Here is a 20735-nt window from a genome sequence, read left to right on the forward strand (position 1 = left end):
GCGCTGGCCGCTTCGCAGCACAAGGCTGCTCCTACAGGGGCGTGACGCTAGCGATCTTAGAAGGTCATTTCCTTCACATCATCCGGCACGATCAGCTTGCCGGCGGTTTTCTCGATGATTTCCTCGATGCTCACCCCAGGCGCGGTCTCGCGCAGGATGAAGGCGCCGTCTTCGATTTCCAGGTAGGCCAGGTCGGTCAGCACCTTGCGAATGCAGCCAGCACCGGTCAATGGCAGGCTGCACTGCGGCAGCAGCTTGGACTCGCCGTCCTTGGAAGCGTGGGTCATGGTGACGATGATGTTCTCGGCACCGGCCACCAGGTCCATGGCGCCGCCCATGCCCTTCACCAGCTTGCCCGGGATCATCCACGAAGCGATGTTGCCTTGCACATCCACTTCGAAAGCGCCGAGCACGGTCAGGTCGACGTGGCCGCCACGGATCATGGCGAACGACTGCGCCGAATCGAAGATCGAGGCACCGCGGCGGGCGGTGACGGTCTGCTTGCCGGCGTTGATCATGTCGGCATCGATGGTGCCTTCGGTGGGGAATTCGCCCATGCCGAGCAGGCCGTTTTCCGATTGCAGCATCACATCCATGTCGGCGGGTACGTAGTTGGCCACCAGGGTCGGAATGCCGATGCCCAGGTTTACGTAGTAGCCGTCCTTCAGTTCACGGGCGACGCGTTGCGCCATCTGTTCGCGGGTCAGTGCCATGGTCAGGATCTCTTTGTTGTTCTGGTGGATGGCGCTCAGGCCTTGACGGTGCGCTTTTCGATACGCTTTTCGAAGGTGCCGACGATGACGCGGTCCACGTAGATGCCCGGGGTGTGGATCTCGCTGGGCAGCAGCACGCCAGGTTCGACGATCTCTTCCACTTCGACCACGGTGATCTTGCCGGCGGTGGCCGCCAGCGGGTTGAAGTTTTGCGCGGTGTTGCGGTACACCACGTTGCCGTAGTGGTCGGCCTTCCAGCCCTTGACGATGGCGAAGTCGCCGGTGATGGATTCTTCGAGGATGTACTTGCGGCCGTTGAATTCGCGCACTTCCTTGCCGTCGGCAACCGGGGTGCCGTAGCCGGTGGCCGTGTAGAAGGCCGGGATGCCGGCGCCACCGGCGCGCATTTTCTCGGCGAGGGTGCCTTGCGGGGTCAGTTCCACTTCCAGCTCGCCGCTCAGCAGCTGGCGTTCGAACTCGGCGTTCTCGCCCACGTAGGAAGCGACCATCTTGCGGATCTGCCGGTCTTCCAGCAGCACGCCCAGGCCAAAGCCGTCGACACCGCAGTTGTTGGAGACCACGGTCAGGCCCTTGACGCCACGGCGCTTGATTTCGCTGATAAGGTTTTCAGGGATACCGCACAGGCCGAAACCACCAGCCAGTACCGTCATGTTGTCGGTCAGGCCTTCGAGGGCCTGTTCATAGGTTGCAACGCGCTTGTCCAGTCCGGCCATGCTGATCCGCCTTTTGTAGTTGTTGAACCGACGAGGCTGTCGGTGAGCGTGTGGGGACATCTTCACCGCAAGCGACTGATTTGTTAATTTTGTTTTCATCATCGATTGATAACTTTTGCAAAACAACCAACAGGCCTGTCATGAACGTCAAGCAACTGCGCGCCTTTGTCGCTGTGGCCAAATACCAGAGCTTCGCCCAGGCCGGTGAACACCTGCATGTCTCGCAACCGGCACTGAGCCTGACCATCAAGGCCCTGGAAGAAAACCTTGGCGGCGCCCTGCTCAGCCGCACCACGCGCAGCGTCAGCCTGACTGCCGAGGGCGAGGTGCTGCTGCCGCTGGCACGGCGCCTGCTGGCCGACTGGGACGACACCGAAGAAATGCTGCGCCAGCGTTTCACCCTGCAACTGGGCCGGGTTTCGGTGGCGGCCATGCCGGCCTTTGCCGGCAACCTGCTGCCCCACTCGCTGAAGGTATTTCGCCAGCGTTACCCGAAGGTCAACGTCACGGTGCACGATGTGATCAACGAACAGGTGCAGGAACTGGTGCGCCATCGCCGCGTCGAACTGGGCATCGGCTTCGAACCGGACAACAACGATGGCCTGGATTTCCACCCGTTGTACATGGACCGTTTCGTCGCCGTGGTGCCCGCCGATTCGCCCTTGGCGCAGCTGCCCCAGGTCAGCTGGGCACAATTGCTGGCCGAAGACTTCGTGGCCCTGCAACGCCCTTCGGCGGTGCGCCTGCTGATGGAGCAGAACGTGGCCGCCCGCCACGGCAAACTGGCGGTGGCTTTCGAGAGCCATCAGTTGTCTACCGTCGGGCGCATGGTCGCCAGTGGGCTGGGGGTCAGTGCCGTGCCGGCACTTTGCATCAATCAGATGCAGGAGCTTGGCGCCCGCTGCGTGCCCTTGGTCGAGCCCACGGTCGAGCGCCGCATCGGTGTGATTGCTCTTAGCGAACACAAGCTTTCCACGGCAGCGCAAGCGCTGCTCGAGGTACTGCTTTCCAATACCCGCATCCCGGAGGTGACATGCGTTACGTGAAACTGGCAGGTTCGAGCGTTCCGGCCATCGGCCAGGGCACCTGGTACATGGGTGAAGATCCGGCTCGCAAGGCGGCCGAGGTGGCGGCCCTGCAACAGGGTATCGAACTTGGGCTGAGCCTGATCGATACCGCCGAGATGTATGCCGAAGGTGGCGCGGAAGAAGTGGTTGGCCAGGCCATTGCCGGGCGCCGCGACCAGGTGTTCCTGGTCAGCAAGGTGTATCCGCACAATGCCAGCCTGCGCGCCATGGCCGCCGCCTGCGAGCGCAGCCTCACCCGCCTGGGCACCGACTGCATCGACCTGTACCTGCTGCACTGGCGCGGCCAGCATCCGTTGGAGGAAACCGTCGAAGCGTTCGAGCGCTTGCGCGAGCAAGGCAAGATCAAGCGCTGGGGTGTTTCCAATTTCGATGTCGACGACCTGCGCGAACTGCACAACCCCGATTGCGCCACCAACCAGGTGCTGTACAACCCGGCCCAGCGTGGCATCGAGTTCGACCTGTTGCCGTGGTGCGAAAAGCGTGCGCTGCCGACCATGGCCTACTGCCCGCTGGCCCAGGCCGGGCGCCTGCTGCAGCACCCGGTGCTGGCGGAAATCGCCGAGCGCCATGGGGCCACGGTGGCCCAGGTCAGCCTGGCGTGGGTGACACGCAATGACGGGGTGATAGCCATCCCCAAGGCCGTGACACCCGAGCATGTGCGGTTGAATGCCGCTGCGGGTGCGCTGACCCTGACCGGCGAAGACCTGCGGGCGATCGACCGGGCGTTCCCGGCACCGATGCGCAAGCAGCGGTTGGCGATGGTGTAGCGACTGGCACGAAATCGTTTTTTGTGGGAGCGGGCGTGCCCGCGAACACCGGCAAAGCCGGTGCCATCCACCGCGGGGGCTGCTTCGCGGGCTTGCCCGCTCCCACAAGTACCCGCGCAAAGATGGGGCTTCAGTGAAAGTCCCGGCTGCGTACATCCAGCCCTTGCAACAGCGGGCTCACATCCTCCAGCCGCCGTGCTATCAGGTGGCGCACGCCATTCTCCTGCTCCAGCCGCCCGCTGACCTTGAGCAACTGCGCCCCCACCAGTGCCCGCCGCTGCCGTTCGGCAAGATCCCGCCACACCACCACATTGACCATGCCGTGCTCGTCCTCCAGGGTGACGAAGGTCACGCCGCTGGCGGTCTGTGGCCGCTGGCGGCCCACCACCAGCCCTGCCATGGCAATGTTGTCACCATGCCCGACATCTTGCAGCTCGCGCGAACTGCGACAGCCCAGGGCCCGCAGGCGTGAGCGCAACAAGGTCAGGGGATGCGGCCCAAGCGTGGTACCCAGGGTCTGGTAATCGGCCATCAGGTCCTCTGCCACACTGGGGACGGGCAGTTCGACGGTACGTTCCGGCAAGGCTTCGATATCGGCGAACAAAGGCAGCTGCGGCTGCACCGCCGCCACCTGCCAGCGCGCCTGGTGCCGGTCGCTGGCCAAGGCGCGCAACGCGCCGGCATCGGCCAGGTGGGCGCGGGCACGCGAATCGAGCCCGGCACGCAGGCACAGGTCTTCGACATCGCGCCATGGCCGCTGTGCCCTCGCCTGCTCCAGGCGCCTGGCATCGCCCTCGGCAAGGCCGCGTACCAGGCGCAAGCCCATGCGAATGGCCAGCACCTCTCCAGGCTCAGGCTCGAGCGTGCAGTCCCAGTCACTGTGGCACACATCGACCGGCCTGACCTCGATACCCTGGCGTCGGGCCTCTTGCAGCAACTGGTCGGGGCTGTAGAAACCCATGGGCCAGCTGTTGACCAGCGCGCAGGTGAAAATCGCCGGTTCATGGCACTTGAGCCAGCTGCTGGCGTAGCACAACAAGGCAAAACTGGCCGCGTGCGATTCCGGAAAGCCATAACTGCCAAAGCCCTTGATCTGCTCGAAGATGCGCTCGGCAAACGCCAGGTCATAACCATTGCGCAACATGCCCTGCACCAGCCGCTCGCGGTGCGGTTCCAGACCGCCGTGACGCTTCCAGGCGGCCATGCTGCGGCGCAACTGGTCGGCCTCGCCCGGGGTGTAGTCGGCCGCGACCATCGCCAGCTCCATCACCTGCTCCTGGAACAGCGGCACACCCAGGGTGCGCTCGAACACTGCCTTCAGTTGCGGCGAGGGATAGGTCACCGGTTCCTGCTTCAGGCGCCGGCGCAGGTAAGGGTGGACCATGTCGCCCTGGATCGGCCCGGGGCGGACGATGGCCACCTCGATGACCAGGTCGTAGAACTTTTCCGGCCGAAGCCGCGGCAACATGGCCATTTGCGCGCGCGACTCGATCTGGAATACGCCCATGGTCTCGGCACGGCTGATCATCGCGTAGGTAGCCGGGTCTTCGGCGGGGATGGAAGCCAGGGTCAGGTGCCGGCTACGGTGGCGTTGCAGCAGGTCGAAGCAACGGCGCAAGGCGCTGAGCATGCCCAGCGCCAGCACGTCGACCTTGAGCAGGCCGACCATGTCCAGGTCGTCCTTGTCCCACTGGATCACCGTGCGCTCCGGCATCGCGGCATTCTCCACCGGCACCAGTTCGTCCAAAGGTTGCTGCGAGATGACGAAGCCGCCCGGGTGCTGTGACAGGTGCCGAGGGAAGCCGATCAGTTCGCCGGCCAGCACCAGTACCCGGCGCAGCGAAGGGCTGCCCGCCTCGAAGCCGGCCTCGGCCAGGCGCTGGTCGTCGGGTATGCGATCGCTCCAGCGGCCACAGCATTTGGCCAGGGCGTCCACCTGGTCGGCGGGCAGCCCCAGCACCCGCGCCACATCCCGCACCGCACCGGCGGCATGGTAGGTGTTGACCACCGCAGTGAGCGCCGCCCGGTGTCGGCCGTAGCGGCGGAACACATACTGGATCACCTCCTCGCGCCGGTCGTGCTCGAAGTCCACGTCGATGTCCGGCGGCTCGTTGCGCTCGCGCGACAGGAAGCGCTCGAACAACAGGTGGTGTTGCATGGGGTCGAGCTCGGTGATGCCCAGCACGAAGCACACCACCGAGTTGGCAGCCGAGCCCCGCCCCTGGCACAGAATGCGCTGGCTGCGGGCGAAGGCGACGATGTCGTGCACAGTCAGGAAGTAGCTTTCGTAGCCCAGCTCCTCGATCAGCGCCAGCTCCTTGGCCAGCACATCCCGCACCTTGCTGCTCGGCCCGTTTGGCCAGCGCGACGGCAAACCCTGCTGGCACAATTCGCGCAACCAGCTCGCCGGGCTATGCCCCTGGGGCACCAGTTCGCGTGGGTACTGGTATTTCAATTCGCTCAGTTCGAACTGGCAGCGCGCAGCGATCGCCAGGGTCTCGGCCAGCAGGTCGGCGGGATAGAGTTCGCCCAGTTGCGCCTGGCTGCGCAGGTGCCGCTCGCCATTGGCAAACAGGAAGCGCCCGGCCTCGGCCACCAGGCAATGCTGGCGAATGGCGGTCATGCAATCTTGCAGGGCGCGGCGACCGCGCACGTGCATGTGCACGTCGCCACAGGCCACGGCGCGGATGCCGACCCTGGCCGCCAGGCCGCGCAAGCGTTCAAGGCGCAAGGTATCGTCACTGCCGCGGTGCAGGTGCACGGCCAGCCACAGGCGCTCACCGAACACGCCGTGCAGCCACTGCCCGGGGGTGGCATCGCCGCTGTCATCGGCTACCCATAATGCCAGCAGGCCCTGATGGTGCTGCTGCAGGTCATCGCGAAACAGTTGGTACTCGCCCTTCTGCGCCCGCCGCCGGGCCCGGGTGATCAGCGCGCACAGGTTCTGGTAGCCGGCCAGGTCCTGCACCAGCAGCACCAGCCTGGGGCCGTCCTGCAACTGCACTTCACTGCCCACGATCAGCCGCAGCTGGTGTTCCTTGGCCGCCTGCCAGGCACGGACGATGCCGGCCAGGGTGCATTCGTCGGTGATCGCCAGCGCCTGGTAGCCCTGTTCACGCGCGCGCCGGAACAGTTCGTCGGCGCTCGACGCGCCGCGCTGGAAGCTGAAGTTGGACAGGCAGTGCAGCTCGGCATAACCCGGGGTGTTCATGCGAACCAGCCCTGCAGCCACAACGGGCCGGCCTTGCCCAGGTCGCGGTAGGCCCAGCCGCGCAGGCCGTCGCGGGTTTCGATACGGTAATAGTCGCGGCGCACATCGCCGCCATCCCACCAGCCCGATTCGATGCGCTCGGCATGGCCTTGCAGGCGATAGCCGCCTTCGTCCAGCGCCATGGGGGCCGACAGCAGCCAGCCAGGGCGGCTGCCAGGAACGACCGGCATGCTGCCCTGGGCACCCTGCTCTACCGCTTGCCAGGCGCATTCGGGGCGATGATCGGCTGCCGCGCTCAGGCCCTTGACCGCCTCATCCCCCAGGCGGGCGCGTAGCCGTTCGCGCAATTGTTCCCAAGGTTGCGCCTGTTGCGCACGCGGGTCGAACAATGCCTGGTGTTGCGGCACGAAGGGTGGCAGGTCCTCGGCAACCAGCCGCAGGTTGCGCACCGGTGCGGGAATGCGTAGCGGCTCCAGGCGCCCGCGCGCCAGTTCGAACAGCATCGCGGCATCGCGTTCGGCGGCCAGCAGGCCTACCTTCAGCAAGGTATCCGGCCCTTCGGCATGCTCCAGGTGCAGGCAGAAACGCTGCACGCCACAGTCACGCCCGGCGAGGAACGCGGCAAGGTCGTTGAGCATGCGCCGCAGCGGAAACAGCAGGGCCTGGTGCGATTCGACGTCGAAGTTCAGCTCCAGCCGGGTCTCGAAACGGTCCGGGGGCTGGTAGAAGCCCAGCCCCAGGTTGCGCAGGCCGAGCAGCTGATCAAGGTGCAGCTGCACCTGGGCCGGAAAGCGCCTGGCCAGGCTGTCGCGGGGCAAGGCCAGCACCTGGCTCAACTGGCGCAGGCCCATGCGGGCAAAGGCCTCGGCAGCCTGCGCAGGCAGGCCGATACGCTCGATGGGCATGCCCAGCAGCGCCGCACGGGTGGCATCGGCATCCATCACGGCCAGGCCATCGTGAGCATTGGCGAGCATGCGCGCCGCCACCGGGTTGCTGGCCAGGACGATGCGTTGGCGCAAGCCCAGTTCCGCCAGCTCCTGGCGCAGGCGGGCCTCGAACAGCGGCCAGGGGCCGAACAGCTGCAGGCTGGAGCCCACCTCCAGCAACAGCGCCCGTGGGTAGTGCAGGCTGACCTGGGCACTGAAGCGGTAGGCCCAGGCTGCCAGCAACTGCTGCACCTGGTCGATGCGCTTGGGGTCGGCCTCGACGCAGCTGAAGCCATCGGCCAGCGCACGCGCCGCCGTCAGGGTTTGCCCGGCCCGCAGGCCGAGCGCCGCCGCCGCCGGGTTGACCGCCTGCAGCACACGTCGCTGGGTCGGCCCGCCAAGCAGCACCAGGGGGGTATCGGGGTCGTCACGCTCACGCAGGACCGTGTCCAGCGCCAGCTGCGGAAGCAGGATGCAGGCCCAGAGCATGTTGCATCAGCCCCGCCCCGGGCAGGCGATGGGCAGCGCCGGGGGCATGCCGCCACGGCTTTTCAGCACGCGCCATTGTGCCGGGCGGGTGTCGACGGCAATGCGCAGCGCTGCGGGCGAAGGGTTGTGCGCCGCCTGTTGCGGCCGGCAGGCGAAGGCCAGCGCCTGGCCGGTTTCGGCAGCCACCTGCAAGCGCCGCAGGGCGCGGTCATCGGCACGTTCCGGCCAGCACAGCACCGCCGCGCAACTGCCGGAGCGCAGGCACTGCTCGGCGGCCCACAGGGCATCGGCAGGTTCGGCGTCCACCTGTACCAGCCAGCGCAGGTCCACCCCCGCGGCCTGCCAGGCCGGGGCGTAAGGAATGAATGGCGGTGCCACCAGCACGATTCGGCTGGCTTCAGCGCTCAAGCGGGCCAGGGTCGGCCACAGCAGTTGCAATTCGCCGCAGCCGGGGCTGGCCAGCAACAGTTCGCTGAGCGCAGCCGCCGGCCAGCCACCTTCCGGCAGGCATTGGTCAAGGGCGACATGGCCCGTGGGCTGCAGGCCGAGCGGCCGCGCCTGGGCCTGCCGGCCGCGCCATACCCGGCGCTGGTCGAGCAACCTGTCGAGGTCGACCACCGCGCCCATCAGTCACGCCTCAGCAAGCCGCAGAACACGCCTTCGATGAAGAACTCCTGTTCAGGCCGCACATCGATGGGCGCATAGGCCGGGTTGCGTGGCAACAGCCGGTAATTGCCACCCTGGCGCTGCAGGCGCTTGATGGTCACCTCGCCGTCCAGGCGGGCGACCACGATCTGGCCATCGCGGGCGTCGGCCTGCTGGAGGATGCCGACCAGGTCGCCGTCGAAAATGCCGTCGTCGATCATCGAATCGCCACGCACCTTCAGAAGGTAGTCGGGGGTACGGCGGAACAGGCTGGGGTCGAGCAGCAGTTGCTCGTGAATGTCGAGGTCCGGGCCGATGGGGGCGCCTGCCGCCACCTGGCCCAGCACCGGCACTTCGAGGATTTCCGGGCGGCGCAGCCGTTCGGCCAGGCGTATGCCCCGCGCCTGGTTCGGCGTGACGTCGATGTAGCCGGCCTGGCACAGGGCGGTGATGTGCTTGCGCGCCACGCTGCGCGAGGCAAAACCGAAGCGCGTGGCGATATCGGCCAGGCTCGGCGGCTGGCCGTGGTCGGCGATGCGCTCACGGATGAACTCGAAGATGGCGCGGCGTTTTGGGGTAAGATTGTCCATGGAGCACATTTGTACTCTTTTCGGAGCACGCTGAACAGCCCCCTTCGTCGACGGCTTGGCGGCTGCGATCCGCGAAACTACCGCAATGATGCTGAAGGCTATATGGCTGGTCCCAAACCTGACTGCACATGGCGAATTGAATCAGCAGGGACACTGTGGGAGCCGCGCTTGCCGGCGATGGGGCGCGAAGCGGCCCCGGTTACAGATGCCCGCTGTGGGTCGGTAACAGCCAGTCGGAGCAGACCGTTCACGCCCCATCGCTGCGTCGTTACATAGACCAACGACCAAAATGCTGCTCCAGAAACTCAGTCACCAGCGAGGCGATCTGCAACTGGATCGCCCCCCGAGACCGGGCGTTATCGCCGTCCCGGCAAATGACACCATCCCCTGGAGCATCGTCTTCGAGCAACGCCATCGCGCCTGGTTTGCACGTCGACAAGAAGCTGAAATGGCTGGCGTCCTCGATCTCGACATAACGACTCGTCGCCGAAGGCAGACGCTTGGCAAGGTCAGCAGATTCCAGCTGCGCGGGAAGGTCTTCAGAAGGCGCGCCGGCCGCAATCACCAACGTCGGCACTGGCAAAGCCGCAAGGCTTTCATCGGTCAGGCCACGTGACAGGCCAAGATCCAGGGTAACGATGGCGGTAACACGACTGTCGCGCAAATCGCCACCCAGTCGAGCTTTCGATGCCGGGGCGCTGTCGGCATTGATCTGCTTGTAGACGCTGCAACTCGACAGCTGCGGATGGATGGAACAGTCCTGGGCAAAACGCTTGGGATCAAAGCGGGCGCCGGCAATTTCCAGCGCGGTCCAGCCGCCCAGTGAGTGGCCGACCACTGCAACTTGGCCCTTCGCCACCCGCCCGAACTGATCCGCCTGGGCCATGACCGCATTGATGGCCCGCTGCAAGTCAATGGGACGCCGCCACAACTGTGCCGCGGCTTCAGGGTTGCGATCGCGGGTAGTAGTGCCGGGGTGGTTGACCGCCGCCACGATGTAGCCTTGGTGAGCCAGTGCACTGGCCAGCCACGACTGGTTTCCCCAATTGCCGCGAAAGCCGTGGGAAAACACCACCAATGGATACGTGCCTGCAGTTGGAGGTGCATCGCGCACAGCGAGGTCACCGCTGAAAACCGGGGTATCAGCGATCAACTGTGGTGGCGCAGTGGTCGTACTCGGGTACCAGACGACCAGCTCCAGCGGACGGTCAGTTTGCCTGTCCGATAATGTCGAGGTCTTGAAGCCAATGGTCTTGTAGCCAGCGAATACAGGTATGTCCAGACAGATAAAAAGCAACAAGCCGAGCACTGTTTTCATTGTTTTTCTTCCTTGATAGGTCAGCGTCGATCAGATGCAAACCGGTACGCGGGAAACATATCAGCCCTCGCCGCGACCCACACAATCTTTCCGGCGATGCAGCGCTCCAATAGACCAGATAGTGGAAATATATTTTGCGCACTAAATATTATCGCGCAATATTCAGCCCAGACAGCAAGCAGTCGCTGATCCCACTACCCAAGCTAACGGAGCATGATCATGACCTTCATCAAAGCAATCGCCATCACCACCCTGACCTTCGGCAGCAGCGTCGGCGCCTTCGCCCAGACCGCCTCCCCGTACCAGTACGGCATGAACCTGGACATCGCCCAAGTGATCGCGGTGGAGGCCTCGGGCCACGCCACCGACCACGCCGACACCGCCACCCTCACCTACCGTGACAGCGACGGCAAGGTGCAGAAGATCAGCTACCTGCGCCCAGCCACCTCCGCCAACCAGAACTGATGACAAAGCTTCGAAAGCCGGAGCGTGCCAACGGCCGGTTTCTCGGGTTGGCTTTCCAGCCTTGGCAGTTGCTGACTCGACGCGCAGGCGTCAACCTCGCGTTCGAGCACAGCTCTGCCAAGGCTGCCGTACTCCAGTACACTCAGGAAGTCGCGTAGTTGACGTGACTCCAAAGGCAAAGAATCTCCCTTCTGGCCCGCCCATGATTTTGCACCTGGATACCCAATGCTGACTGCCCTGCTGTTCGACCTCGACGGAACCCTCACCGACACTGACACCTTGCATCTGCAGGCCTTTCGCCAACTGTTGCGCGAGCATGACGGCCGCGAGCTGAGCCAGGCGCAGTTCGATGCCCAGGTCAGCGGCCGCGCCAACGGCGAGCTGTTCGCCGAGCTGTTTGCCGGCGCCAGTGCCGAGCAGTGCCAGGTGCTGGCCGACCGCAAGGAGGCGCTGTTCCGCGACATGTCGCCGGCTCTTGAGCCGATGCCGGGCCTAGTGCGCCTGCTGGAACATGCCCAGGCTCGTGACATCGGCATGTGCGTGGTGACCAATGCACCGCGGCTGAACGCCGAACACATGTTGAACGCCATGGGCCTGGGCCAGCGCTTCGCGCACGTGCTGGTGGCCGAGGAACTGGCACGGCCCAAGCCGGACCCGCTGCCTTACCTGACCGGGTTGCAGCGGCTGGGTGCCGAGGCCGGGCAGGCACTGGCCTTCGAGGATTCGCTGCCGGGGGTGGCGGCCGCGAGTGGCGCGGGGATCTTTACCGTGGGCGTGGCCACTACGCAGACGCCGGAGCGGTTGCTGGCGGCGGGGGCGAAGCTGGTTGTCCGTGACTTCAACGACCCAGCGTTGTGGACCTTGATCGGATCCATGCAATGAGCATACGGGGCCGCTTCGCGCCCCATCGCCGGCAAGCCAGCTCCCACCTCGACCGCATCGGCCTCAAGCCGTGCGCTGTCCCTGTGGGAGCTGGCTTGCCGGCGATGGGCTGCGAAGCGGCCCCAAAATTTCAAGGCAATATGCATGCCCCAGCCATTGTGCACACCCAGGTCAACCCATGCTGATCGACGAAGAACTGACCCTCAAGAAGCTGGAAACCTTCCTCGCCTTCATGCGCACCGGCAACCTCGGCCGCGCCGCCGCCGAGTTGGCCACCAGCGCCGTCAGCGTGCACCGCGCCATCCACTCGCTGGAAAGCGCACTGCGCTGCCCGCTGTTCAAGCACGAAGGCCGCCAGCTGATCCCGCTGGAAAGCGCCTACGTGCTGGAAAAGAAAGCCCGCCAGCTGATCCAGGACGCCGAGCAGATGGTCCGCCTTACCCGCGAGGCCGCCGGCTTCTACGCCGAGCGCTTCCGCCTGGGCGCGCTCTACTCGCTGACGGTGAAAACCGTGCCCAAGCTGGTCATGGGCCTCAAGCTGCGCCGCAGCGAACTCAACATCGACCTGACCCTGGGCTCCAACGTCGACCTGCTGCAGCGCCTGAAGAACCACGAGCTGGAGGCCATCCTCGTGTCGCTCGACGAAAGCGTCAGCGACCCGGCCTGCGAGCAGTTGCCGCTGTTCTCCGACGACATCTTCCTTGCCGTGCCCATCGATTCACCCTTCGCCGAGCAGGCCGAGGTGGACCTGGCCGACCTGGCCGACTCCACCTTCATCACCCTGACCCAGGGCTTTGCCACCCACCGCGATGGTGCCCGGGTGTTCCAGCAGGCTGGCTTCGAACCCAAGGTGGCCATGCAGGTGAACGATATCTTCACCCTGCTGAGCATGGTCAGCTCGGGCGTGGGCTTTGCCTTGCTGCCTGGGCGGATCGCAGCGGTGTACGAAAACCGGGTCAGGCTGATTGCCCTGAAGCCGCAATATCGCTTGCAGCAGCATATTGGCGTGGTGTTCCTCAAGGCGCGGGAGCGGGAGCCGAACCTGCTGGCGTTGCTGGCGGAGTGCCGGATGTACAGCCTGGAACGTTGAAGGGCTGCGGACACAGCTTCTTTTGTTGTTTGCTGCACTGGCCTCTTCGCGGGTAAACCCGCTCTCATAGAACAACACATGACTCATTGGTTCGGCGAGGTTCTGTAGGAGCAGCCTTGTGCTGCGAAGAGGCCGGTACTGACAAAGCCTGTCTGTTGCTTGTACCGGCCTCTTCGCAGCACAAGGCTGCTTCTACAAAGGCCGCGTCAGACGAGCGATATTTGTTCTCTGCGCGACAGCGCAGCCCAAAAGGGCTGGGTAATCTCCCACAGGTACCGAGCAAGCCTCGGGCAATGCACTTTCCCTGTGGGAGCGGGTTTACCCGCGAAGAGGCCGGTACAGGCTGACTCAAACAATCAGGGCCCGCTGCACCTCCCCCACCGTTGTAGCCAGGCTGTTCAGGTGCAGGTTCAACACCCGCTCCACCGGCGCCTGGTCCAGCGGCCAGTGCAAGGCAATGCTCCCGGCCAGGCGCCCTTCGGCATGCACCGGCAGGGCAATGGCGCGGATCAGGAACGGCAAGCGCACCGGGTACTCCCAGTGCCCTTCGGTGCGCTGGCCGAACCCCTTGTTCGCTTCCTCCTCGATGTCGCGCAGCACCGTCTCGTCGCCCACCCGCTCATGGGCCGCCAGGCGCTGCACTTCATCGACCGCCAACTCACCCAGGCATGCCCGCCCCATCGCCGAGTGGAACAGGCTGGCATGATGGCCGACGATCTGGCAGGTGTGCGGGTAACGCTTGCGCAATACCTGGGGCACAGCGCTTTCCATCACCTCCAGCCGCTCGCCGTCGAAACACGACAGGTCGGCCACCAGCCCGGTGCGCTCGCTCAATTCCAGCAGCATGGGCGCGGCGTGTTCCACCAGGCGCCGCTTGAAACGCAGCTGGCGGTCACCGAACAGGCGCCGCGCGCACAGCCGGTAACGCCTGTCGCTGAGGCCGCGGTAAACCCAGCCTTGCTCCTGCAAGGTGGCGAGCATGCGCGATACCGTGGCCTTGGGCAGCGCCGTCAGGTAATGCAGTTCTTCCAGGCCCAGCGCCTGGTGTTCGCCAAGCAGGTCGACGATGGCCAGCGCCCGTTCCACCGAACGCACGCCGCCACTGTCTGCCGTGATGCCCATGAGTGTGACCTCCCTGTAACTGGATGGTCAGGATAGCCAGCAAGATCCGCGCCTGCCCAGCGGTTTCATGGCGCTTGCAGGCTCCGGGGTGGGCGCCGCGCTACCCAACGGGTGAGCTGTTCATGGGCATGGGCCAGCTGCAACACCGCATGGTCGGCCTGGGCCGGGCCGATGATCTGCAGGCCCATGGGCAACCCAGCAGCGTTGAAACCGACCGGTACGCTGATGCTCGGCAAGCCGGCCAGGGTCGGCCCAATCACCACTTCCATCCAGCGGTGATAGGTGTCCATCGCCCGCCCTCCGACCACCGTTGGCCACGGTTGCCGTGCATCGAATGGGAACACCTGGGCCGATGGCAACAGCAGGTAATCGTAACGCTCGAACAGCTTGCCCAGCACGCGGTACCAGTCGCTGCGGGCCACCGAAGCCTGGTACACCGCCGCCGCGCTCAGTTGCAGGCCACCCTCCACCTCCCACTGCGCCTCGGGCTTGAGCAGCGCGCGCTTGCCCGGGTCGGCATAGGCCGCAGCGAGGTTGCCGTGCACCAGGAAGTGGCGATGGGTCAGCCAGCACTGCCACAAACGCGCCATGTCGAACGCCGGCTGGCAGGCCTCGACCCGGCAGCCCAGTTCGGCGAAGTCTGCCAGGGCCGCTTCGCACAGGCTCAGCACCCCGTCATCCATCGCCAGGTAGCCGTCGTAGTCGCCCAGCCAGCCAACCCGCACGCCGCGGAAATCGCGCTGCAACCCGGCGGCAAAATCGCGCCGGCCATCGCCCAGCGACAACGGCGCCCGCACATCGAAGCCCGCCTGGGTCGACAACAACCGCGCCACATCCACCACGCTGCGGCCCATCGGCCCCTCGGTGGCCAGCTGCTGCACGAACAGTTCCGGCGCCGGCCCGTGGGGTACGCGGCCCTGCGACGGGCGCAGGCCATACACGTTGTTGAACGCCGCCGGGTTGCGCAGCGAGCCCATCATGTCGCTGCCGTCGGCGACCGGCAGCAGGCGCATGGCCAGCGCCGCCGCCGCCCCACCGCTGCTGCCCCCGGCCACCTTGCCCGGGTCGTAGGCGTTGGTGGTGGTGCCGAACAGGGTGTTGTAGGTCTGCGAACCAAGGCCGAATTCCGGCACATTGCTCTTGCCCACGATCAGCGCACCACTGGCCCGCACCCGCGCCACACTGATCGCGTCCTGCTCGGGCACCTGCTCGGCGAACAGCGGCGAGCCCAACGTGGTGCGCAGCCCGGCTGTGGCGGCCAGGTCCTTGATCGCCTGGGGCATGCCATGCATCCAGCCGCGCGAATGGCCACGGCCCAGCTCGCGGTCACGCTCATCGGCCTCGGCCAGCAGTGCCTCGGCCGGGCGCAGCGACACCAGCGCGTTGACCTGCGGGTTGAAGCGTTCGATGTGCGCCAGATAAGCCTGCATCACCTCCCGGCACGATATCTGGCGGGCATGGATGGCCCGGGACAATGCCTCGGCATCGAGGGCAACGATGGGGTCGATGGCTAGCGGCATCACGGTTTCACTCCAAGGTTGAAAGCGGCAGGCTTGCCCGCGCGTGGGGCTTCTTTCAGGCAATAGGTGCCCAGCAGTGTCAGCAGGCAGGCGAACAGCACGTAGAACGACGGCGCCACCGGGGTACCGAGCACCTTGCTCAGCCAGGTGACGATCAACGGGGCGAAGCCGCCGAACACCATCACCGCCACGTTATAGGCCACCGACACACCGGTAGAACGCACCTCGACCGGGAACTGCTCGGCCAGGGCCGTGGGCGCCGGCCCGAAGAAGCCACCGATGGCGGTGCACAGCAGCAGTTGCATCACCAGCAGGCGCTCCAGCGACGGCGCGGCAGCCACCCACACATACAACGGGTAGACCATGACGAAGAACGCCAGGGTGAAGGCCATCAGCACCGGGCGCCGCCCCAGCCGGTCAGACAACGCCCCGGACAGCGGGATCACCACGGTCATCAGCCCAACCGCAAGCATCTGCACCAGCAGCACCTGGTCCAGCGGCAGGCCGAGGTTCTTGTGGGCGAAGGTCGGCATGTTCACCAGCACCACGTAGAACGACACCGTCGCGCCACAGGCCAGGCCCATCGATACCAACAGGCTGCGCCGATGCTCACGCAGCACCTGCCACAGGCTGGGCGACTGGCCCTTGGCCTGGCGGCGCGCCTCGATGAATTCCTCGGGCTCCTCCATGTGCTTGCGAATCCACAGCCCCACCGGGCCGATCAGCAGGCCAAGCACGAACGGGATACGCCAGCCCCAGCTGTCCAGCGCCGCAGGCGTGCACAAGTGGGTGACCAGGGCCACCATCGCCGCCCCGGAGAACACTGCCAGGCACTGCCCCACCAGCTGCCACGAGCCATACAGGCCCTTGCGGTGGGCCGGCGCGCTCTCCACCAGAAAGGCCGTGGCGCTGGCGTACTCGCCGCCGGTAGCAAAACCCTGCAGCATGCGCGCCACCACGATCAGCATCGGCGCGGCCATGCCGATGGCCAGGTAGTCGGGGGCAAAGGCGATCATGGCAATGGACACGGTCATCAGCCGGATGATCATCTGCATCGCCGCCTTGCGGCCCTTGCGGTCGGAATACATGCCCAGCAGCACACCGCCCACCGGGCGCATGAAAAAGCCGACGCCGAAGGTGGCCAGGGCCATCAGCAGCGAGGCGTATTCGTCGTCGGAGGGGAAGAACTGCCGGGCGATGATGCTGGCCAGAAAGCCGTACACGATAAAGTCATACCACTCCAGGGCGTTGCCGATGACGGCGGCGACCACTTGCCGGGTACGCGACACGCCGGTGCTCGAAGTCTGCATAGGAAACACTCCACACAATGATTGGGTGATCGCCCAGGCGCGGTCGCGCCCGGGTTCCAGCGGCAGTCGTCAAAAGGACAGGTCAGGCGGGCGCGAGCCAGCGCTCTGCCAGCGCGCCCCAGTAGGCGGCACCGGTCAGCAGGATCTCGTCGTTGAAGTCGTAGGCCGGGTTGTGCACCATCGGCCGCGATACGCCATTGCCGATGAACAGGTAGGCGCCCGGGCAGCGTTGCAGCATCCAGGCGAAGTCTTCGCTGCCCATCAGCTTGCGGGTGTTGCCATCCACAGCCTCGGCACCGAGCAGTTCTACCCCCACCTGCCGGGCGAAGGCGTTTTCCGCGGCGTGGTTGACCAACACCGGGTAGGCCGGGCGGTGTTCGATGGTGGCGCGGCAGCCGAAGCTCTCGGCCTGGCTGACAATTATCGCCCGCACCCGCTCCAGGGTCTGCGCCCGCACCTCGGCGTTCAGCGCGCGCAGGCTCAGGCGCAGCAGTGCCTGCTGCGGGATCACGTTGGCCGCTTCGCCGGCCTGCAAGGCGCCGACGGTAACCACCGCCGCCTCCTGTGCATCGATATTGCGCGCCACCACGGTTTGCAGGGCCATCACCACACTGGCCGCCGCCACCAGCGGGTCGACGGTCAGGTGCGGCATCGAGCCATGGCCGCCAACCCCGTCGAGGGTCACCGTGAGCAGGTCTTGCGAGGCCATCATCGGCCCCTCGCGAAAGCCCAGGTGCCCGGCCGGCAGCCCGGGCATGTTGTGCATGCCGAACAGTGCATCGCAAGGGAAGCGCTCCAGCAGGCCGTCGGCAAGCATCGCCTCGGCGCCACCCTGGCCCTCCTCGGCCGGCTGGAAGATCAGCGTCAGCGTCCCGTCGAACTGCCGGGTCGCCGCCAGGTAGCGTGCGGCGCCAAGCAGCATGGTGGTATGCCCGTCATGGCCGCAGGCGTGCATGCAGCCCTGGTGCTGGCTGCTGTACGCGGCGCCGGTGGCCTCGTGGATGGGCAACGCGTCCATGTCGGCGCGCAGGCCCAGGCGGCGTGGGCTGCTGCCATTGCGCAGTACGCCGACCACGCCGGTCTTGCCGATACCGGTGTGCACTTCATAGCCCCATTCTTCGAGCAGACGGGCGACCAGCGCCGAAGTGCGGCTTTCTTCGAAACCCAGTTCCGGGTGAGCGTGGATATCGTGACGGATTGCGTGCAGGTCGCTGGCCACATCGTTCAGCCAGGCCAGGATGTGCTGATGTCGGGACATGTAGAGTCTCCTCGCGCGGGTGGTTTCCCGTTCTTGTTGTTCGCCTTGAGGTCACGACGGGTGAGGCAGGTCGTGCTTGGCTGACAGATAAGCGCGAGGAGCGATGAAGCACAATCGAATCTGGTTTCGCACGGTGGAACCGAAACGTGGCTTGCCGGGGAGGCAGTCACTTTGGCGGCCCTACCTGCTGGCCGTAACCATCTCATCCAGACGCACGAGAAGGCCGCCAGTGTTCCAGCTGAAGCGCCGCGCCACTTTTGAACCCCCAAGGCATGGGCAATCCCTGTAGGAGCGGGTTTACCCGCGAACACAGGCGAAGCCTGTGCCATCCACCACGGTACTTACCATTCAGCACGCACGCGTGAGCTCTACTCGATAAGCCGAATATCGCTTCAGAAAACCTCGGCTAGCACGGGAAATGCCCAGATTGGTAACTGGCAAGCAACTTTTCACACCATGTCGTCAGGTGACCTTTTGCCAGCGCCTCAGCAAGCAAGCCGATATCGTCAGATATGTAACCTGCAATTTCGGCATCCGCAGTGAGACGAAACATCTCCTTGAAGGCAAACTCTCTAAGCACGGTTACATTAGCTTCGCTATTTGGTTCCTGATAGCTAATCCCTTGCAGCGTTTTAAAATTGCTTATCCAAGCATTGTCAAAAGATGGTCGCTCTCGGCTATCGAGGAGCTCCTCCCAATTTTCGACGCTCGCAGCAAGGGCTTCAAATAAACCCTTGCCATAAATCAGATGTGTGAATGTTATCAGGTCCTTCAATCGATACCCCTTCATCCTGGCAACCGCGCAGCCGGCTGAATCGCCCCATGAGCGATACCTCGCCTGCCAGACGATCTTGGCCAGCCGCCCCAGCAGGTCGCAGGCGTACTCCGGCGTCTACTCAGTCACCCCGAGTTGTATGTTATCCCACCCAACTAAAAACGACTCATATAAAAAATCACGCACAAGTAACCTATCAGCTTTCAATCACCCAATAGCACTGAACCTGACCAGCAATTTATTGCTTTCAACCTTGCGCACCAATACCTCTGAGACAATAGGGTCGATCCAGATCACACCTGCCACAAAGAAAAGGTCCAGCGAACCAGTTTTTGCCTCATCAATACACATCTTCTTTACGCCTCGGACCTTGTAATCAGCAGTCAGCTCACCGGCCTGAATCTTACTCATAACCAAAGACTTACCAGAGTACTCCGAAAGCCCGTAGTCAAAGCATGCGCACCTGTCATTAACGTGAATAAAATAATACTTTTTGACCGCAGGCCTTCCATTAAAGTGTTTTACATCCGCAGGGGAAAATTGCAGGCTAGTATTTAGACCCCCAAGAACATCCTTAAAATCTTGGGACACAAAAAAAGCACCGGAAGTTGTCAAGAAAAAATCAGACTTAAGAGCACGAACCGTTTTATCCAAAATCACAGAAACCGACACGCCAATCAAGGAGAGACTCATCCCTACCTGATAATAATCAGATAGGGTTGGGTAGAACACTACATCTCCATCTGTATACCCACCTTTCACCACTTCATGACACATTGAATAATAGTTCATCTTTCTTCCTAGCATGTCAAGCGGGTGCCTTTTGGCCTAAGATCTGTATTTCGTAATCGTATCGGCAATCTCGCCAGGGCCAGTGTCAAAATAGAAAGCAATACATACGACCGCCTCAAAGCCAGCGGTCGTCACCTAGAATTTTCATTTTAATGACCGCCAAGCTCAGAACCTTCTGCCTAGTAAACTCCATCATCCAGCAAGAACAAAACCATTCAAAGCCTCGACCAATTTAGAATGCGTGAGCACTTCTTCATCTTTCCGGTTGCGAACTAGAGTAAACACATCTTTTTTTGGAGAAAGGACTTCTACCACCTGGCCCTTATAGTTTGTAACCTCAACAAACCCACTAACTACACCATTGAGATTCTCTATCTCCGATAGGAGTGTAGGATACTTCATCAACACGCCAGCCTCATCAGTGCCGGCTTCAGTCCCCGGATTATCAAAATACACTTTAATTTTAGGACAAACGCTCCTACTCCAATGAAAGATAGGAATCATACGCTGAATAATTTCTTTAAATTCACCCTCAGATTCGCTTCCCGAAAACTCACACCGATGTATAGGAATACAAAGATACAAGTTCTCTCGCTTACCGTCCAGTCGTCCTTTCAAGCTTCCGTGATAAGTATTGGGCACAACCAACACATGAGTAAAGCCATACTTATTCGGAGCAATATCGAATATTGTAGTCTTATCTTGGCTCAAAGAGTCAGGCGCCCGCTCAACAACCTCCACAGAAAACGCCCTGTCACTTACGCCCTCAGATATAACCAGCAAATCTTTCCTATCTGTACTTTTCAAACAATATTCATAAACCACTTTTGGAAGCTTGTGCTGAAAAAAATAGCAACCAGCGTATTCATCCACGCAAGCAAAGGACTGCAATAAGTCATCTTTAGAGAACATACCAACCTCATTCATCGTCTCGCCCTCATGCCCTATGGCGATCAGGTCGCGAAAGCGAAATCGACCGAAAATTGCTAGCCGAGAAATAGTCTTCGAATCATCATCTAGCCTGAAAGCTTCGCGCAAAG

At 63.4% G+C, this 20735-nt stretch carries 19 protein-coding genes; 5 read left to right on the top strand and 14 right to left on the bottom strand.

The annotated features are described in order from the left end of the window. Nucleotides 1-56: 56 nt before the first annotated feature. Both GEV38_RS14865 and GEV38_RS14870 read right to left on the bottom strand, forming a co-directional pair. A complete protein-coding gene (locus GEV38_RS14865) occupies nt 57-713 on the bottom strand; it encodes a CoA transferase subunit B (RefSeq protein ID WP_003260585.1) in 657 nt (218 codons plus the stop codon). Nucleotides 714-748: 35 nt separating this feature from the next. Next, nucleotides 749-1447: a CoA transferase subunit A gene (locus tag GEV38_RS14870; protein WP_015270421.1), complete on the bottom strand. Its 699-nt coding sequence runs from the start codon at nt 1445-1447 to the stop codon at nt 749-751. A 140-nt stretch (nt 1448-1587) separates the two neighbouring features. Here GEV38_RS14870 and GEV38_RS14875 point away from each other — a divergent pair, with 140 nt between their 5' ends. Then, complete coding sequence (locus GEV38_RS14875) at nt 1588-2493, top strand: LysR family transcriptional regulator (protein WP_013972722.1); 906 nt, start codon at nt 1588-1590, stop codon at nt 2491-2493. Continuing rightward, a complete protein-coding gene (locus GEV38_RS14880) occupies nt 2481-3302 on the top strand; it encodes an aldo/keto reductase (protein WP_054573247.1) in 822 nt (273 codons plus the stop codon). Before GEV38_RS14875 ends, GEV38_RS14880 begins: the two co-directional genes overlap by 13 nt. A 130-nt stretch (nt 3303-3432) precedes the next feature. Here the strand turns inward: GEV38_RS14880 and GEV38_RS14885 are convergent, their stop codons facing one another. The 5 genes from GEV38_RS14885 to GEV38_RS14905 form a co-directional block, all read right to left on the bottom strand. Next, entirely contained in the window at nt 3433-6513 is a 3081-nt protein-coding gene (locus GEV38_RS14885) for an error-prone DNA polymerase (protein WP_054573246.1), read from the bottom strand. Further along, a complete protein-coding gene (locus GEV38_RS14890) occupies nt 6510-7928 on the bottom strand; it encodes a DNA polymerase Y family protein (RefSeq protein WP_054573245.1) in 1419 nt (472 codons plus the stop codon). Before GEV38_RS14890 ends, GEV38_RS14885 begins: the two co-directional genes overlap by 4 nt. A 6-nt stretch (nt 7929-7934) precedes the next feature. Then, a complete protein-coding gene (imuA, locus tag GEV38_RS14895) occupies nt 7935-8555 on the bottom strand; it encodes a translesion DNA synthesis-associated protein ImuA (protein ID WP_015270425.1) in 621 nt (206 codons plus the stop codon). Continuing rightward, a complete protein-coding gene (gene lexA / locus GEV38_RS14900) occupies nt 8555-9172 on the bottom strand; it encodes a transcriptional repressor LexA (RefSeq protein WP_025339260.1) in 618 nt (205 codons plus the stop codon). The genes imuA and lexA overlap by 1 nt, the downstream gene beginning before the upstream one ends. A 259-nt stretch (nt 9173-9431) precedes the next feature. Further along, nucleotides 9432-10481: an alpha/beta fold hydrolase gene (locus GEV38_RS14905; RefSeq protein ID WP_054573244.1), complete on the bottom strand. Its 1050-nt coding sequence runs from the start codon at nt 10479-10481 to the stop codon at nt 9432-9434. A 219-nt stretch (nt 10482-10700) separates the two neighbouring features. Here GEV38_RS14905 and GEV38_RS14910 point away from each other — a divergent pair, with 219 nt between their 5' ends. The 3 genes from GEV38_RS14910 (at nt 10701) to GEV38_RS14920 (ending at nt 12918) form a co-directional block, all read left to right on the top strand. Next, nucleotides 10701-10946 (top strand): DUF2790 domain-containing protein, encoded by a 246-nt coding sequence (locus tag GEV38_RS14910; RefSeq protein WP_015270475.1) that lies wholly within the window; start codon nt 10701-10703, stop codon nt 10944-10946. Between the two features lie 225 nt (nt 10947-11171). Then, nucleotides 11172-11828 (top strand): HAD family phosphatase, encoded by a 657-nt coding sequence (locus GEV38_RS14915; RefSeq protein ID WP_024087169.1) that lies wholly within the window; start codon nt 11172-11174, stop codon nt 11826-11828. Nucleotides 11829-12006: 178 nt separating this feature from the next. Then, nucleotides 12007-12918: a LysR substrate-binding domain-containing protein gene (locus GEV38_RS14920; protein ID WP_003260483.1), complete on the top strand. Its 912-nt coding sequence runs from the start codon at nt 12007-12009 to the stop codon at nt 12916-12918. Nucleotides 12919-13266: 348 nt separating this feature from the next. Here the strand turns inward: GEV38_RS14920 and GEV38_RS14925 are convergent, their stop codons facing one another. From GEV38_RS14925 to GEV38_RS14955, 7 genes are all read right to left on the bottom strand, one after another. After that, nucleotides 13267-14040, bottom strand: a complete 774-nt coding sequence (locus tag GEV38_RS14925; RefSeq protein ID WP_013972733.1) for an IclR family transcriptional regulator — start codon at nt 14038-14040, stop codon at nt 13267-13269. Nucleotides 14041-14105: 65 nt separating this feature from the next. Beyond that, complete coding sequence (locus tag GEV38_RS14930) at nt 14106-15560, bottom strand: amidase (RefSeq protein WP_161551473.1); 1455 nt, start codon at nt 15558-15560, stop codon at nt 14106-14108. Beyond that, nucleotides 15560-16870: a citrate-proton symporter gene (locus GEV38_RS14935; RefSeq protein ID WP_015270478.1), complete on the bottom strand. Its 1311-nt coding sequence runs from the start codon at nt 16868-16870 to the stop codon at nt 15560-15562. Before GEV38_RS14935 ends, GEV38_RS14930 begins: the two co-directional genes overlap by 1 nt. 82 nt (nt 16871-16952) lie before the next feature. Next, a complete protein-coding gene (locus GEV38_RS14940; protein WP_015270479.1) occupies nt 16953-18128 on the bottom strand; it encodes a M20 aminoacylase family protein in 1176 nt (391 codons plus the stop codon). Between the two features lie 406 nt (nt 18129-18534). Continuing rightward, a complete protein-coding gene (locus tag GEV38_RS14945) occupies nt 18535-18903 on the bottom strand; it encodes a hypothetical protein (RefSeq protein WP_015270480.1) in 369 nt (122 codons plus the stop codon). Nucleotides 18904-19110: 207 nt separating this feature from the next. Continuing rightward, nucleotides 19111-19695, bottom strand: coding sequence for an imm11 family protein (locus GEV38_RS14950; protein ID WP_137138408.1), 585 nt, complete (start codon nt 19693-19695; stop codon nt 19111-19113). A 192-nt stretch (nt 19696-19887) separates the two neighbouring features. Further along, nucleotides 19888-20733 (bottom strand): hypothetical protein, encoded by an 846-nt coding sequence (locus GEV38_RS14955; protein WP_054573241.1) that lies wholly within the window; start codon nt 20731-20733, stop codon nt 19888-19890. Nucleotides 20734-20735: the final 2 nt, after the last annotated feature.

Source organism: Pseudomonas sp. 13159349 (assembly GCF_013305685.1).
GTDB lineage: Bacteria > Pseudomonadota > Gammaproteobacteria > Pseudomonadales > Pseudomonadaceae > Aquipseudomonas > Aquipseudomonas asiatica.